Raw genomic sequence first — 14,843 nt, 5'->3', positions numbered from 1 at the left:
GTACTCAGCGGTGATGCAGCGTGATGGTGACCTGCCGCGGCGACATGTCGCCCGAACCGAGCTCGGCGGGAGAAATCGGATCGAGCGCGAACGCGGTGCCGCCTTCGACCGACACCTTGCGGATATCGCGCGTCTTCGGCGTTTTCTTGAGGCCGCGCGTCGCCGTATTGTTGCAATCGTCGAATCCCATCGGGTTGTTAGCCACCTGGTTCGGCGCGCCCTGTGCTTTGACGATGGTGCGCGTGATCGCGTACGTCTGCGGTGTGACGCAGGCCGATAGCTTGAGGATCAGCGTTTCCTCGCCCTGGCTGTCGGTGAACTGGTACGGGCCGAGGCTCGCGAGCTGGCCGGCCGCGACCACGCTCGAATCGATCTGCGAGTTCTGGCCGAGCGCGTTGATGTTGAACACGTCGACGCGTCCGGGCAGCGACGGCCGGTAGTACACGCGGAACTGGTCGCCGGTGCGAAAGTTGTAGCTGGCGGGATCGACGGGCAGCGTGCTGCCATCCGGCTGCAGCAAGTGGATCTCGTAGGCGATGCCGGCGTAGAGCTGCGACGGCGGCGCGGCGGCCGGCGCCTGGTAACCGCCGCCGGCTGGTGGATAGGTATTCGTCGGCGGATAGGCGTCCGCCGGTGGATAGGCATCCGTCGGCGGATAACTCGCATTCGGATCGTATGGGGCGCTGGCCGGGTAGGCATTCGGATCGCCGGGCTGCGGATAGCTGCCGCCGTCGGGCGCGGTCCCCGCGGGATAACTCTGCGGTGTCATCGGTGTGCCGGGGATCGGCGCGGCCACCGGCGCCGGGTAATAGTTGTTGCCGAGCGCGCCATTCGCGCCCTTCTTCACGCGTTTGTTGTCGAACCAGGTCTTGAGCGCGCCGGTCAGGCCGTCGGCCACGGCCACGATGGCCGCGCTGCCCGTGGCCTGCGCCATCTGCGCGACACTCGAGGCGAACATCGCGCGCATCGGGCTCTGGCCCGCGGGCTGCTGCTGAAACTGCTGGTAGGGCTGCTGCGGATAGCCGGTCTGCGGATAAGGCGTCTGCGCGGCGCAGGTGCCGATCAACGCGAGACTCAGAACCACGCAACGTGTGGTCGTTTTCATCGAAGCCCTCCAAACACAACTGCCCTATCCATGAATACGAAGTTGGCGGCGCGCGTGGACATCCTTCATGCGTCTTGTTCACCGGCTCTATTTGTGTGCCGCGCTGTCCGCGAGCGTCCCCGTGCGGCGTATGTTTGTTATGACCTTGAAACGCAGCGCCGCCCAGTACGCGGTTCTCTCGCGCCTGCTCGATGAGGCGCTGGAGCTCGACGAGCTGGCGCGCCTGCGCTGGCTGGCGGAGCTATCCGGCGAGCATGCCGGTGAGCGAGCGGCGCTGACGCGCATGCTGAGTTTCGACCAGGCGACTTCGAACCGCAGGTTGGCGGATCTTGAAGTGAGCCTGCGCAGCAGCGCCCGCGGAGTGCGGGCGCTGCGCGACCTGGTCTGCGACAACTAGCGACTAGTTAGCGGGCTTCGGCCGGCAGGCATTCGCGGCGAACGGCGTCAGGCACAGGTAATCCGCGATCTGCGTATCGTCCGCGCCGCCGGCGGGTGCGAGCACGGAGTAGTTGGCGCCGAAGACGTCGGGGCTGGCACCGGCGACGGGACCGGAGCGGCCAAGATCCGCGACCTGCGCTACACCAGGCCCGCCCACCACCAGCAGCATGGGCGTATCGCCCCCCACGTCGTTGCGTCCCGCCTTGACGATGGCGTCCGTGGTGTCCGCCGCATCGCGCGTCAAACCATTGGCCGTGTTCGCCACCTGGTTGTTGAGATTGTCGGGACCGGTTCCGGGACCACCGGTCGACGGCGGCGGGAAGCTCACCGGGATCGCGGCCAGCGTATCGCTGGCGCTCGACGCGAAGCTCGACGGCGCGCCGCCATTGGGTCGCAGTGTGCCCACCGGCGTTTCGACGCCCGCCGCATCGATGGTCGGCAAATGATTCGTGTAGTCGGACACGCCATTGTTGGTGTACGCGTGGATGAGCACGGGCTGATCCGTCTGCCGCGTGACGAGATCCGGATCGTTGACGAAATTGCGCGTCGTGGCGCCGGGGTTCGAATCCCAGATCAGGCGCGGGCTGCCGTCCGGCAGATTGCCCACGGCGTCTCGCATGCTCACGAGGCTGGTCGGCGCGAGCTCGAGTGTGTTGCCGATGATGGCGGCGAAACCCGCGAGCTGCGCCTCGCCCGTGATGCCGATCATGCGCGCCTGCGAACCCATCGACGTCACACCGCTGTCGCTGACGACTTCCATGATGCCGGCGCGATTCACCGCGCCGGAGGAGACATTGATCTCGCCGTTCAACGTGGTCGCCAGCGTGGAATACAAACGAATGGTGCCGCCGTCGCCCGCGCCGCCTGTGCCGTCCTGCGCGCACGCGGCCGTGCCGCAGGCGCTGACGAGCGCGCCGAGATCGACGGTAGTTTGGCCGGTGGTTGTCGCCGCCGTACCGCTGCCGAACGAGCCCGAGTCTTTGCCGCCGAGCACGACCATGCCGCCGCCGCCGAGGCCCGAGGCGTTGATCCGGGCGGTATTCGTCAGATGCAGGGTGCTGCCGATGACGGACACGTCTCCGCCCTGCACGCCCGCCACGGCGGAAGACGCATCGATGCCGCCTCCGATCGTGATGGCGCCCTGGTTGGCCAGCAGCGAGATCTCGCCGCGCTGGTTCAGGCCCACGCTTTGCGCACGCAGGACACCGGATAGATTGATCGCATCGTTGACCACGCCCACCGCCGCCGGCACGGACAGCAACACGATGCGTCCGCCGTCGGCCGTCAATTGCCCGCCCGCGCCGATCTGCGCGGTGAGCGCGCTGCCGGTGTTGTCCATCAGAGCGCCAGCAACGGAATCCCCGAGCGCGAGCCGGATCAGATCGTCGCCAAACAAGTCCAGCGTGAAGTGCGTAGCCGACGCGAGCTCGATCGTGCCGAGCCGCGCCGTGATGACGCCGGAGTTCTTCACGCCCGGCGCGACCAGCGCGACCATGCCGCCTTCGGCCACGGTGATGTTGCCGGCATTCACGATGCTGGCCGTACCCGCGCCCGGCGCGAGCTCATCGAAAGCGTACCTTCCCGCCGCGGCCACCGGATCGCGCATGAACGCCGCGGTCGAGATGTTAGCCGTGCTGACAAAGAACGAGCCCACGTTGATCGTGGCGCCGTTGCCGATCAGCACGCCATTCGGATTCACCAGGAACACCTGGCCGTTCGCGGTCAGCGTGCCCTGCAGCGAGGAGAACTGGCCACCGGTCACGCGATTGAGCACCGCCGCTTGCGCGTTCGGCTGCAGGAAATTCACCGTCTCCGCCGGTGCGATGTTGAACGTGCGCCAGTCGATCACCGCGCGGTTCGAGGTCTGGGTGACGGTGGTGGTGTTCGCCGTCTGCGAGATCGTGGCGGTTCCGCCGCGAACCACACCGTCCGCGGGCCCGGCGTTGGCGCAGGCCGCAAACAACAGGCCGGGCAATGCCAATTTCAATGAACTCATGGACGGCTCCCCAAACAACGGAATGGCGGTCCCGCCGCCAGACGGCGCGACTCTTATATATGCATACGCGGTGGCCGCCGTGGTTTGGACAGCGCCCGTTCCGGGCCAGCGGGCTTTTCTCGCGTTTCGGTTCAGTGCCCGTTCAAAATGCCGCCCGTATCGTCTGGAGGCCTTCATACTGAGGCCACTCGAGAGAACAACGTCATGGGGAATGTCAGGGTGATGACGGCGGACGAGTCAGGCAGCGTAACCGGCATGCTCGAGGCGGCGGGCCAGGGCGACAAGACCGCGATCGGCCAGCTCTACGGAATGCTCTACCCGGAGTTGCGCAGCCTCGCGCACCAGCGCGTGCGCAGCTTGAACAACGTGCAGATGCTCGATACCACCTCGCTGGTGCACGAATCCTATCTACGGCTGGTGAAAGCCGGCCGCGTCAACGTCGAGAATCGCAAACACTTTCTCGCCTACGCCGCGCACGTCATGCGCTCCGTGGTCGTGGACTTCGTGCGCCACAGCCGCACGGAGCGCGCCGGCGGCGCGGAATTACACGTCACGCTGAATTCGGACGTGCTCGACGCAGTCGCCTCGCCGGCCGACGAGATCCTGCGCATGCACGAATTCCTCGAAGAGCTCGCGCAGGTCGACCAGCGCCTGGTGAGCGTGATCGAGATGCGTTACTTTGCGGCGCTCGACAACGACCAGATCGCCGAAGTGCTGGGCGTCACGGATCGCACCGTGCGCCGCGATCTCGAAAAAGCCAGGCTGCTGTTGTTAGACGCGCTGCTTTGAAACGCGACGCCGCCGAGATTGCCGAACTCTCGCGGCTCATCGATGCGGCGCTCGAACTACCGCCGGAAGAGCGCGCGACCTGGATCGAGAACCTGCCGGCCGCGAACGACACGCTGAAACCGGCGCTGCGCAATCTGCTGACCATCCCCCCGGGCAACAACTCCCACACGCTGAGCGACGTGAGCCGCCAGGTGCATGCGGCGATCGCGGGCGCGGTCAGCGTGGCGGATGCCGTCACACTGGCCGCGGGCGCGCGCGTCGGCCCGTACGAGCTCATGCGCGAACTCGGCCGCGGCGGCATGGGCGCCGTGTGGCTGGCGCGGCGCACCGAAGGGCTCACGCGCCGCACCGTCGCGCTCAAACTACCGCACCCCGGCATGTTGCACGCGGAGTTCGCCGCGCGTATGGGGCGCGAGCGCGACATCCTCGAAAGCCTCGCGCATCCGAACATCGCACGGCTCTACGATGCCGGCGTCACGGCCGGCGGCCAGCCGTATCTGGCGCTCGAATACATCGAAGGTGTGCCGATCAATGTGTACTGCGATGAGAAGCAGCTCGGGGTGCGCGAGCGTATCCGTCTCTTCATCCAGGTATTGCAGGCGATCCAGCACGCGCACAGCCACCTGGTCATCCATCGCGATCTGAAGCCGGCGAACATCCTGGTGACGGCGGCGGGCGCCGCGGTGGTGCTCGACTTCGGCATCGCGAAACTCACGGTGGAAGGCAGCACCGCCGACACCGCGTTGACGCAGTTCGGTGGCCGCGCGCTCACGCCCGACTACGCCTCGCCCGAGCAGATCGCGGGCGCGCCGCTCACGACCGCGTCCGATGTCTATTCTCTCGGCGTCATCCTGTACGAGCTGCTGACCGGCGAGCGTCCTTACAAGCTGGCGCGCGGTTCCGCCGCGGCGCTGGAGGAAGCCATTCTCGCGGCCGACATACGCCGGCCGAGCCAGGCCGTGGGCGATGAAACCAAGGCGGCCGCGCGCGCAGCCTCGCCTAACAAGCTGGCGCGCGCGCTGCGCGGCGATCTCGACACCATCGTGTTGACCGCCATGCGCGCCGCATTGAACGAGCGGTATCGCACGGCGGACGCGCTGACCGTCGACATCCAGCAGTACCTCGACGGGCGCGCGATCAACGCGCGGCCCGAGAGCTGGTGGGAAGGCGCGCGCCGATTCGTGCTGCGACACAAACTCGTGGTGGGTTCGGCCGTCGCGGTCACACTGGCGCTCGCCGTGGGCTTGAGCACCGCGCTGTGGCAGCGGCGCATCGCGCAGCTCGAAAGCGCGAACCAGAAGGCCAGCAAGGAGTTCGTCATCGGCCTGTTCGAGTCTGTGGCCGAAAACACGCCGCAGGGGTTGTCGCCCGCGGATGCGACCGCGAAGCAGATGCTCGACCTCGGAACCCGCAAGCTGTTCGCCGAACACAGCGCGGATTCGCAGGTGCGGCTCGATCTGCTGATCCTCATGGCGTCGCTCAACGATTCGCTCGATCTGCTCGACGCCGGGCTCAAGGCCGCGGACGAAGCCGTCGGGGTCGCGCGCCGGCTCTATGGAGAACGCGACCTGCGGTACGCCGAGGCGCTCGAGGCCAAGGCCGAAGTGCTGGTACGCAAGGGAGATTTCACGCAGGCGACCGCGGTGGCGGACAACGTGCTGACGGCGCTGGGTCCAGCGAATTCCGCCAACTCGGCCGTGTTTGCGCGCACTCATATCCTGTTAGGCAATGTGCACAACCAGATCGATCCGCCCGAAAGCAAGGTGCCGCGCGAGCACCTCGAACTCGCGCTGAAGTCGCTCAAGGCAGCCGGCGCCCACAGTGCCGATCTGTCGCGCGCGGGTTTCTACCTGGCGCGGACGCTCGAAAGCGCCGGCGACTATGCGGGTGCCGAGCCTTATTACGTCGATGCCATCAAGGCGGCCGAGCAGAACTTCGGTGCCGGCACCTATCTAGCCGCGTTCGGTTACGACAACTTCGGCGACATGCTGCGCCACGTGCATCGCTACGCGGAGGCCGAGAAATACGTGCGTGCCGCAGCCACGACCTACCAGGCCTTGTACGGCCCGGAGCACGCGAACGTCTCGATGACGAACATCAATCTCGGGTTGATCCTCGCGGCCGAAGGCAAACGGGCCGAAGCGGATCAGCGCATGAACACCGCCATCACGAGCCTGGTGGCGAGCCGAGGTCCGGACGATCGCGTCGTCTCGTACTTCCGGCTGCACCGCGCGCGCGCGACGCTCGCGATGGGCCAGCTCGAAACGGCGCGCTCGCTGCACGATGCAACGCTGAGCTCACCGTATGCCAAGGACCCGGCGAACCTGCGGCAGATCCTGATCACTGGCGTCGAACAGGCGCAGATATTGATCCTGCTGAACCGCCTCGACGAAGCTGCCGGTTATCTGAATGCAGCCGCGGCAGGATTCAAAGGCACCTCCGATACGGGCACGACGCGCGACGTGCGGCTGCTGCTGCGCGAAGGTGAGCTCGCGCATGCCAGGCACGATGCTGCCGGCGCGCAGTATCCGCAACAGGCGCTCGACCTGGTGCTGAAGCTGGGCGAGAACGCGAGCGATGCGCTGCCGGAGACGTTGTTCTCTTATACGCAGCAGCTGCCGACGGCGCCGCTCGCACGCCAGACGCTGACGCGGCTCGAATCGCAGCCGCTGATCAAGACCGTGCGCAGCGGGGGCGCGTTGAGCGTCGACGAGGCGATCCAGCTGCACACGGCGCTCGGGCGCCTCGAGCAGGCGGCTGGCGATCTTCCGGCTGCGCGCAAGGACCTGGACGCGGCATTGGCGCTGCGCACGAAGTACGACGATCCGGCGAGCCCGTGGGTCGCGCAGCTGCAGGGCATGATGGCGGAGTACTTCCTGCAGGCCGGTGACCCCGCGCGGGCGCGCGGCGCGTTGGCGCGGGCCGAAGGCGTGCGGAGTGCGGCGGCGCTGCCCTGGTTCGCGCAACCGCTGGCACAGCTGCGCGCACGCCTTCCGGCTAACTAGCACCGCGACTTTCGGACCGGCTGCTGTCCGGAGTGAAGGGCGCTTCTCATATTCTTGAACGAGGGCGCTATGTCCGGCGTCCGCTAAGGGTGTTTAGTTAGCCGGCTCGAATGCGGTTCCCGTTCGAGTTGGGGATGAGTTTCAGGATGAACGCAGCGGATTTGCGGCTGTGCGGATGTCCAGGGTCGAGGGAAACTGTAAGGACGATATATAAGAGTGGGTATGAGCCATGGATGGCGCGATTACCGTCGGTGTGGCGAAAGAAGAGCCGTCGCTGGAAAGTGTTGCGGCACCCGTCGACATTGATGCGCGAATTCATCGGGTACGCGGCTCATCCATCATGCTGGATACGGACCTGGCGACGCTCTATGGCGTGACCGTGAAAGCATTGCTTCAGGCGGTGCGTAGAAATCGAAAACGCTTCCCGTCAGATTTTGTTTTTTCCCTTACTCGTCAAGAACTTATGCGTTTGAGGTCACAGTTTGTGACCTCAAACATTCCCGAGGGGCGCGGTGGGAGGCGATATCAGGTGATGGCCTTTACCGAACAAGGCGTCGCCATGCTCTCCAGCGTTTTGCGCAGCGACACCGCTATCCGCGTCAACATCGAGATCATGCGAGCGTTCGTGCGCCTGCGGCGGGCAGCGGTAGTTAGCGAACGGCTGATGGCATTCATCGAAGATCTATCGACGCGAGTCGAGGCGCATGACGTCGTGATCTCTGATCTGGTGGAGTCGATCCGACAGATCGTCGAAGTGCCCGCAAAGGGGCGCGCGCGGCCGATCGGTTTCACGGCAGACGTTGAAGGCGGAGATCCGTCGGCTCGGCGGAAGGCAAGACGGTGAGCGTGCGCAGCACTCGTCCGGCGCGATATCGCGCTGGCGAGTCCCCCGCTGCTCCATCCGGAAGAGAATCGCATCCACTGTTTTAAAGGGGACATTCCGAATTACTCAGAAATTCGGCATGTCCCCTTTTCTCATTCCACTGGTTGCGGCAAGCTCGGCGCGTGTTCATCCACTTCGACGCCGAGCGGACTTCGGACTCTCCGTTCATCGAGCGGGTCTGGACCTGCCACAGCGAAAGCGGCGGCAAGTTTCTTGCGGTGGCATCCAGCCACTGGGAGTTGGTGGTTACGCGTCTCGCTGGCGCCACGACCGTGACTATTCACGGCCCGGAGACCCAACCCCGCGAGGTGTATTGCCCGCCAGACGGGGAATGGTTCGCTATCCGCTTCAAGGCGGGCGCGTTCATGCCCGAACTACCCGTGTGGCGACTGCTGAACGGCAATGACGTGAGCCTGCCGCCGGCGTTTCGCAAGCGCTTTCGGCTCGCGGGCGATGCCTGGGAAATCCCCGGCTTCGACAATGCCGATGTCTTCGTGAACCGGCTCGTGCGCCGCGGCCTGCTAGCGCGCGACGCGGCGGTGTCGGCGGCGCTCGCCGGCGACCGCACCGCGCTCAATATCCGCAGCGCCCAGCGCCACTTCCTCAATGCGACGGGCATGAGTCACGCGGCGCACCGGCAGATCGAGCGAGCCCGCCGTGCCACCCAACTATTACGCGCGGGCGCATCGCCGGGAGAAGTCGCGCACGACGCGGGCTACTTCGACCAGGCGCATCTCACGCGTTCGCTGCGCAAACTCATCGGCCTCACTCCGGCGCGGATCGCGCGCGGGGAACGGCAGCTGTCGTATCTGTACAAGACCTGAGTCCGCCCGCCTCCTAACATCCAGCTCCCTGACGAAAGGTGCAGAACCATGCGAGGAAAAATGTGGTGGACGGGTTTCGCGATGAGCGCGCTGGTGGTGTTGTTCCTGCTCGCCGACGCGGGCGCCAAACTCGCGGCGATCCAGCCGGTGCTCGATGCGGGCGCGCAAATCGGCTTCCCGGGCTTGGATATGGCCCGCAAGCTCGGCGCCATTTTGCTGATTTGCACACTGCTCTACGTCTATCCGCGCACGAGTTTTCTCGGCGCCATCCTGGTCACGGCCTTTCTCGGCGGAGCCGTGGCGACGCACCTGCGGCTGGGCAATCCGCTGTTCTCACACGTCTTGTTTGGCGTGTACGTGGGCGTGTTGATGTGGGGCGGCCTGATCCTGCGCGACGCGCGCCTGCGGGTTTTGCTGCCCTTTTGAGCGGGCACCCTACGATCATCCTTCCATTCGTCCTACACCGCTGTTAGCTTCCGCGCACGTAACCTAACAAGGTTGCTTGTAAGGAGTTAATCATGCGTATACCAAACATCATGCTGGCGATCGCGGCGACCACGCTGCTGGCGGCCGGCTGTGCCCAACAAAAGGCCCCGGCGAGCAAGGCGCTGGAGCAGATCGAAGCCTCGCTCAAGGACGTGAGGAGCGAAGCGGCGAAATACGCGCCGGACGGCCTCAAGGGCGTCGAAGCGCAGTACGACCGGCTCAAGGAGAGCCTCGACAAGAAGGAGTACGAAAACGTGCTCGCCGGAACGCCGCAGCTGCAGAAGGCGGTGGATTCGCTGAAGGACGCGGTCAACGCCGGCAAGGCGCAGATTGCCGCGGCGACCAAAGTCGCCAAGACGGAATGGGCGAATCTCAAGGACGAAGTGCCGAAGATGGTGGACACCATTCAGGCGCGGGTCGACACGCTCGACAAGTCGAAGCGTCTGCCGTTCGGCATCAGCAAGGATGAGTTCGAAGGTTCGAAGTCGGTACTCGAGTCGATGAAGTCCACGTGGGCCGAAGCCACGAAGGATTACAAGGCGGGCAACGAGATCGAAGCGGCGAGCAAGGCGAAGACCGTCCAGGGCATGGGCGCGGAAGTCATCGAGAAGCTCAAGATCAAGAAGGCCTGATCGAGGAAAAGGGGACAGATCTATTTTTGCCCGACCGGCCTGCCGCGCTCGCGCACCTTCATCAAAAATAGATCTGTCCCCTTTTCCCGTCCCCTTCTCCGTCAGCGCGGCAGCAGCATCGCCAGGAGATCGTGCTGCACGCGGCAGCGATGCGCGAACTGCCAGCGCGTGAACAGGAGCGCCGCCCACTTCGCCGCGAAGCCGAGGGCGAACGACAGCGCGAGCACCAAGGCAAGCTCGGCGATCGGCTGCCATCCCAGCAACGATGCATTCTCGTGCAGCACCTTGCTCACGCCCGCGAGCATCGCGATGAACATGACCGCGGCGCCCGCCAGGCTGCCACCACGTTCCTGCAGGCTGTTGAGCGCATCCTGCGCGCGCATCAGCATGGGGCGCGACAACTCGGGGATGTCGAGCATCAGTGGCACGCGGCCGCGATATCCATTGACGTGCCGGTCGTGGGGCAGCGTCAGCAATTCATCCAATGAACGCACTACTCGCATGAGTAAATCCTCCCTGTGCGAGGAGACTAGTCTCGTGCGGCGCGGCAAAATCCACGCGCCAGTTTGACAATTTCTGGTTCTGTGAAAAATTCCCGCAGAAAAGAAGGGTCCCCGATGAGACTTCGACCTTGGCTGGGCGCGGCCGCGCTGATGCTCGCTTCGTTTTACGCCGGAACCCTGTGGGCACAGAAACCCGCAAAGCCGCCGCTCGAGAGCCATATCTGGAAGGCCGCGGACGCGCGCAGATCCACCGGGTCGTGGGGGTGGATATCGATCTACACCGAAGACGGCCAGCCGACTTCAGGCACGTCGAGCGTGTTGACCGCGGAGCTGGAGTTTCTGCCGGGCAAACAACTGCAGCCGCCGCATCAACACGCGGACGAGGAATTCCAGTACGTGATCGAAGGCTCGGGCACGTGGTCGCTCAATGGCAAGGACGTGCCCTTGCAGGCCGGCGACCTGATGTATTCGAAGCCGGGCGATCTGCACGGCATCCGCAACTCGGGCGACCAGCCGATGCGGTTCTTCGTATTCAAGTGGAAGGCGGCGGCGGACGCCGCCTCGCCTGCCAGCCAGTGAGGCGCGTCCCCACTACTTCGGTTCGGACTCGACCTTGCGGCAGTTCACCTCACCCTCGAGTTTCACGCCGCCGGCGGTCTCGCCGCTGAAACTGAGCAGCACGGTGTTGCCGCGTTCCATGAGCATCGTCGTCGCCTTGCCGGTCATTCCCTTGTTGGCCCGCTCGGCGCGCTTCGATGCATCCAGCACCGAATCCGGCCGCGTATCGATTTCGTACGTGAGGCTCGCGACGCCGTTCTTCGTACCGCCCGCGGCTTTCAGATGCGAGATCACCAGCACGATCTGAATCTCGTTCGCATGTTTCTCGTCGATGTTCGGCATGTCGACGGACAGCGATGAATCCACGCCGGAAAACACCGCCGACAGACCGAGCGGCTTCGTGCCGAACGCCACCAACACGCAGGCATCCGACGGCGACGCATCGTACTTGCCCGCTTCGGGGCCGGTCTTCACGGTGACGCTGGCGGTGCTGCCCGCCTGCGGCCACGCGGCGCCCGCGGCGAACACCAGCACCATGCCCGCGGACCACGCCGCCTTCATGTAGTTGTTCATTTGATGTTGTAGACCAGATTTATCGTGACCAGGGTATCCGTGCTTTCCGCGAGCGGCGGCGGGTTCGAGTTGTATCGAATCGCATAACCGACCGCGAGCGCCAGCGCATCCGTCATCGACACCTGCACCGCGAGATCGTTCTGCACCGCCGTATTGTCGGAACCCGATTCCGCCAGCAATTTGTTGGTGAGCTTCGTCGTGGCGGTGAAAGCATTTTCGTAATTGGAGCTGAACGTGGCGACGGGCTCGTCGTCGGCATCGCCTTCGCTGCGGTCGATGACTTCGCCCGCGTCGGTTTTCACCAGCGTCTCGCCCTTGGAACGGCGCAGACCGGCACCGAGCGAAGCGCTGAGCTTCGTGGTCGGGCTGTCGATGAACTGGTAACTCGCACCGCTCGACACCGTCGCCTGGTAGGCGAAACCGCTGAAGCGATCCTGCTCGCCGCGGATGCCGCCGAACCAGCTCGCGCGATCGGTGATTTTCCAGTCCGCCTGGTAACGCGCCTCATAACGTTCGGCGGTGGAGAATTCCGCGTTTTCGCCGTACAACGCGCCGACGAAAAAGTTGTTACGCCACTTCGCGCCCTCGTGTGTCAGATCGAACTTGGTATTCGCGGAGGTCGACTCGCTGTTGCCGCTCGAAGACAGAAAGCCGAGCTCGGCCTTGCCGGTCCACTGCGCCTGCGCCGCCGGCGCGGCGATGAACGCCAGAATGAACACTGCGAATCCCCGGAATTTCAACTGCACAGGCGCTTCCTTTCGTTTGCTTGTTGTTAGGCGCGGAGTGTAGCGGCCTGCGCTACTCCGCAGCAGCTTGACAACGTAGATTCGGAAACGTCCTACGGGGTTCCCGGCCGCGGGCGAATATTTCGCCGCATTGCACTGCGCAATCCGATCGGAGCAGGCCGTCGTTCAGACCAGGTGATAACTCACGTTCGGTCCGGTCTGCGTCACGTACTTGAGCCGGATCAGCTCGTCGATCAGGTGCTCGATGGTCTTCTCCGGCAGCTCCCCGCCGTGTTGCTTGAAGTAATTGCCGATGGTTTGCCCGAGCTTCTTGCGGGTGCCCGGTTTGCCAGAGAGCGAATGCAGCTGCTTGATGATGGGTGCGAGTTTTTCCGCATGCGCTTTGCGCGGCGGCGGCACGTGCGGTGTGGCCGGCGCACGCTGCGGCTTCTGCGCCGGGCGGGCACGCACCGCGGTCTGCGCGAGTTTCACGACCTCGGCAATGGTCTTGGAGCGTTTGCACGCCACGCCGGCGGCGCGCAGGTATTCGAGCAGCGGATCGAAATCGGTGTCCTTCGAAATGATGTGGATCACCGCGTCACGCTCGCGTTCGAGGATCTTCCCGACGAAATACGCGATGTGCATGTCGACGGCGTTCGGCCCGCTGCGCGCGATCTTCACGTACTCGGCGTTCGCACCCAGCATCTGCATGGAATGCGACAACTCGAACGAGATACGTCCCTTCGCCTGCGCGGCGCCGACGAACACCTTTACCTTGAATTGCCCTTCGGCGAGTGATGCCAGCGTGTCGGGCTGGACGTTCTCGAAATCGACCAGCACGTAGTTAGTGGTCATCGGCGGCTCCTGGGGTCTCGGGGGGCATTCTGCGCCGTGTTCGCCTTTCGTGACCACGCAGCGGCGCGGCAGCGCCGGCCAGCAAATGTAAAAGATCGGCGGGCCTGGCGGGAAGAATGTGTGCCCGGTTCCACCCATTGCAGGCCGCGCGAACTAGTGCTTGCTTCGCCCCGGATTCCCACGCACCATGTCACCGGTGTCATTTTAAGCGTCTGGAAAGGCGCAGACGCATATTCGGCAATTTTCAGGGGGAAATTGATGTTTATTCCTGGCATGTCCCGGAGACCTGGGTTCTGTATGTCTACCGGTTTCCTGCTCGAGGCGGCCGCCGCTGCCGTCCCCGCCGCCGGCCCGTGGCGCTGAGATTCACCCCATGGCTCGTTATCGATACGTCATTCGACGAACCTACAACCGCTTCGCGGATGTGCACCTTCTCGACGACTCGCAGCCGGTGTCCTTCGGACCCGGCTACCAGGTGCACGACGGCCTGCTCGACATCATCCATGAGTCGGACTGCGTCACCGTGTCGTGGAATCAGTTTGTTTCCCACGACAAGGCGCTGCTGTTCGGCCATTCCGCTGAAGCGGCCGCGGACCGCGGCAGACTGCGCGTCGCGCTGCATCACAATCTGTTCGAGAATCTCCGCCAGAGCATGCCCTGCCTGCGTTATGGGCGCGTGCACGTCTACGACAATCTCTACCGGATCAGCGGCGATACCGACTACCAATCGAGCTGGGGTGTGGGTTTCGAGTCGCGCATCTACGCCGACAACGATTATTTCGACTTGAGCGCGCGGTTTTGCCCGATGGAAGTCCTCGACGGTAGGAAGGGCATGGGGCCGACGGCGATCGGCAATTGGTGGACTGAAAAGGCCGGTGACGAGCCAACGGAATTCGTCGCGGTGTGGAACGCCACGTTCGATGTCGCTGTGAATGCAGAAGCGGGCTGGTCGCCGGCGCTGCATGGCGCGGCGCCGGTGGAACTTGCGCGGAGGCGGATTCTGAGTGAGCACGCGCCTGCGTGGGCTAACAAGAAGGAGTGAAGGGAGCCTTTTGGCTCGGCGGCTTCGAAGAGGGGACAGTCCCCTGTGGGGACAGTCCCCCTCAGAACTCGGAGTACTTCTTCGCGCTGCCGCGCGCCTTGTCCACCGGATACTTCTGCGCGTTGAGTTTCATCTTCTCGCGCGCGGCTTCCAGCAGATTCACGTCGAGCTTGTCCGCCAGCCGCACCAGGTAATTCAGCACGTCCGCCATTTCGTCGCGCACGCGCGCGAGCTCGGCGGGCGGCAGCGAACGGCTCTCATCCTCGGTCAGCCACTGGAACCGCTCGAGCAACTCGGCGGCTTCGACGGATAACGCCGCAGCCAGATTTTTGGGGCTGTGGAACTTGTCCCAGTCCCGCTCGGCGGCAAATTCCCGCAGGGCATCCCGGAGCTGCGACAAACCGTGCGAATTCGGTGCGGTCATGGGCG

At 64.6% G+C, this 14,843-nt stretch carries 16 protein-coding genes; 9 read left to right on the top strand and 7 right to left on the bottom strand.

Translation table 11 applies throughout. The features are described from left to right. Positions 1-4: 4 nt before the first annotated feature. The gene (locus WDO72_11955; GenBank protein ID MEJ0086393.1) at positions 5-1,105 is read right to left on the bottom strand and encodes a hypothetical protein; all 1,101 of its coding nucleotides are present in this window, start codon (positions 1,103-1,105) and stop codon (positions 5-7) included. 139 nt (positions 1,106-1,244) lie between these two features. Here WDO72_11955 and WDO72_11950 point away from each other — a divergent pair, with 139 nt between their 5' ends. Beyond that, positions 1,245-1,502 (top strand): hypothetical protein, encoded by a 258-nt coding sequence (locus tag WDO72_11950; protein ID MEJ0086392.1) that lies wholly within the window; start codon positions 1,245-1,247, stop codon positions 1,500-1,502. 3 nt (positions 1,503-1,505) lie between these two features. On the opposite strand, the gene WDO72_11945 is transcribed toward WDO72_11950, so the two are convergent. Then, entirely contained in the window at positions 1,506-3,539 is a 2,034-nt protein-coding gene (locus WDO72_11945; GenBank protein ID MEJ0086391.1) for a filamentous hemagglutinin N-terminal domain-containing protein, read from the bottom strand. A 204-nt stretch (positions 3,540-3,743) separates the two neighbouring features. On the opposite strand from WDO72_11945, the gene WDO72_11940 reads away from it, so the two are divergent. From WDO72_11940 to WDO72_11915, 6 genes are all read left to right on the top strand, one after another. Continuing rightward, positions 3,744-4,328, top strand: coding sequence for an ECF-type sigma factor (locus WDO72_11940; GenBank protein MEJ0086390.1), 585 nt, complete (start codon positions 3,744-3,746; stop codon positions 4,326-4,328). Next, complete coding sequence (locus WDO72_11935; GenBank protein ID MEJ0086389.1) at positions 4,325-7,333, top strand: serine/threonine-protein kinase; 3,009 nt, start codon at positions 4,325-4,327, stop codon at positions 7,331-7,333. The genes WDO72_11940 and WDO72_11935 overlap by 4 nt, the downstream gene beginning before the upstream one ends. A gap of 229 nt (positions 7,334-7,562) precedes the next feature. After that, positions 7,563-8,177: an ORF6N domain-containing protein gene (locus WDO72_11930; GenBank protein ID MEJ0086388.1), complete on the top strand. Its 615-nt coding sequence runs from the start codon at positions 7,563-7,565 to the stop codon at positions 8,175-8,177. A 161-nt stretch (positions 8,178-8,338) separates the two neighbouring features. Continuing rightward, the gene (locus WDO72_11925) at positions 8,339-9,040 is read left to right on the top strand and encodes a helix-turn-helix domain-containing protein (protein ID MEJ0086387.1); all 702 of its coding nucleotides are present in this window, start codon (positions 8,339-8,341) and stop codon (positions 9,038-9,040) included. 48 nt (positions 9,041-9,088) lie between these two features. Then, complete coding sequence (locus tag WDO72_11920) at positions 9,089-9,466, top strand: DoxX family protein (protein MEJ0086386.1); 378 nt, start codon at positions 9,089-9,091, stop codon at positions 9,464-9,466. 92 nt (positions 9,467-9,558) lie between these two features. Then, positions 9,559-10,158 carry a hypothetical protein gene (locus WDO72_11915; GenBank protein ID MEJ0086385.1) on the top strand — a complete coding sequence of 200 codons (600 nt, stop codon included), beginning with the start codon at positions 9,559-9,561 and terminating at the stop codon, positions 10,156-10,158. 101 nt (positions 10,159-10,259) lie between these two features. On the opposite strand, the gene WDO72_11910 is transcribed toward WDO72_11915, so the two are convergent. Beyond that, complete coding sequence (locus WDO72_11910; GenBank protein ID MEJ0086384.1) at positions 10,260-10,661, bottom strand: hypothetical protein; 402 nt, start codon at positions 10,659-10,661, stop codon at positions 10,260-10,262. Positions 10,662-10,775: 114 nt separating this feature from the next. Between WDO72_11910 and WDO72_11905 the strand changes: the two genes are divergently transcribed. Continuing rightward, the gene (locus tag WDO72_11905; GenBank protein MEJ0086383.1) at positions 10,776-11,240 is read left to right on the top strand and encodes a cupin domain-containing protein; all 465 of its coding nucleotides are present in this window, start codon (positions 10,776-10,778) and stop codon (positions 11,238-11,240) included. Positions 11,241-11,252: 12 nt separating this feature from the next. Here the strand turns inward: WDO72_11905 and WDO72_11900 are convergent, their stop codons facing one another. The 3 genes from WDO72_11900 to WDO72_11890 all read right to left on the bottom strand — a co-directional run bounded on the left by WDO72_11900 (position 11,253) and on the right by WDO72_11890 (position 13,372). Further along, on the bottom strand, positions 11,253-11,792 hold the full coding sequence (locus WDO72_11900; protein MEJ0086382.1) for a hypothetical protein: 540 nt from the start codon (positions 11,790-11,792) through the stop codon (positions 11,253-11,255). Next, positions 11,789-12,511, bottom strand: coding sequence for a DUF481 domain-containing protein (locus WDO72_11895; GenBank protein ID MEJ0086381.1), 723 nt, complete (start codon positions 12,509-12,511; stop codon positions 11,789-11,791). The genes WDO72_11900 and WDO72_11895 overlap by 4 nt, the downstream gene beginning before the upstream one ends. Positions 12,512-12,703: 192 nt before the next feature. After that, positions 12,704-13,372, bottom strand: a complete 669-nt coding sequence (locus tag WDO72_11890) for a PIN domain-containing protein (protein ID MEJ0086380.1) — start codon at positions 13,370-13,372, stop codon at positions 12,704-12,706. Positions 13,373-13,745: 373 nt separating this feature from the next. Between WDO72_11890 and WDO72_11885 the strand changes: the two genes are divergently transcribed. After that, a complete protein-coding gene (locus tag WDO72_11885; GenBank protein MEJ0086379.1) occupies positions 13,746-14,414 on the top strand; it encodes a hypothetical protein in 669 nt (222 codons plus the stop codon). A gap of 61 nt (positions 14,415-14,475) precedes the next feature. On the opposite strand, the gene WDO72_11880 is transcribed toward WDO72_11885, so the two are convergent. After that, the gene (locus WDO72_11880) at positions 14,476-14,838 is read right to left on the bottom strand and encodes a nucleotide pyrophosphohydrolase (protein ID MEJ0086378.1); all 363 of its coding nucleotides are present in this window, start codon (positions 14,836-14,838) and stop codon (positions 14,476-14,478) included. Positions 14,839-14,843: the final 5 nt, after the last annotated feature.

The sequence above is a fragment of the Pseudomonadota bacterium genome, from assembly GCA_037200975.1.
Lineage (GTDB): Bacteria > Pseudomonadota > Gammaproteobacteria > Steroidobacterales > Steroidobacteraceae > CADEED01.
The sequence above is the reverse complement of the archived record's forward strand: the minus strand, read 5'-3'. Positions and strand labels throughout refer to the sequence as shown.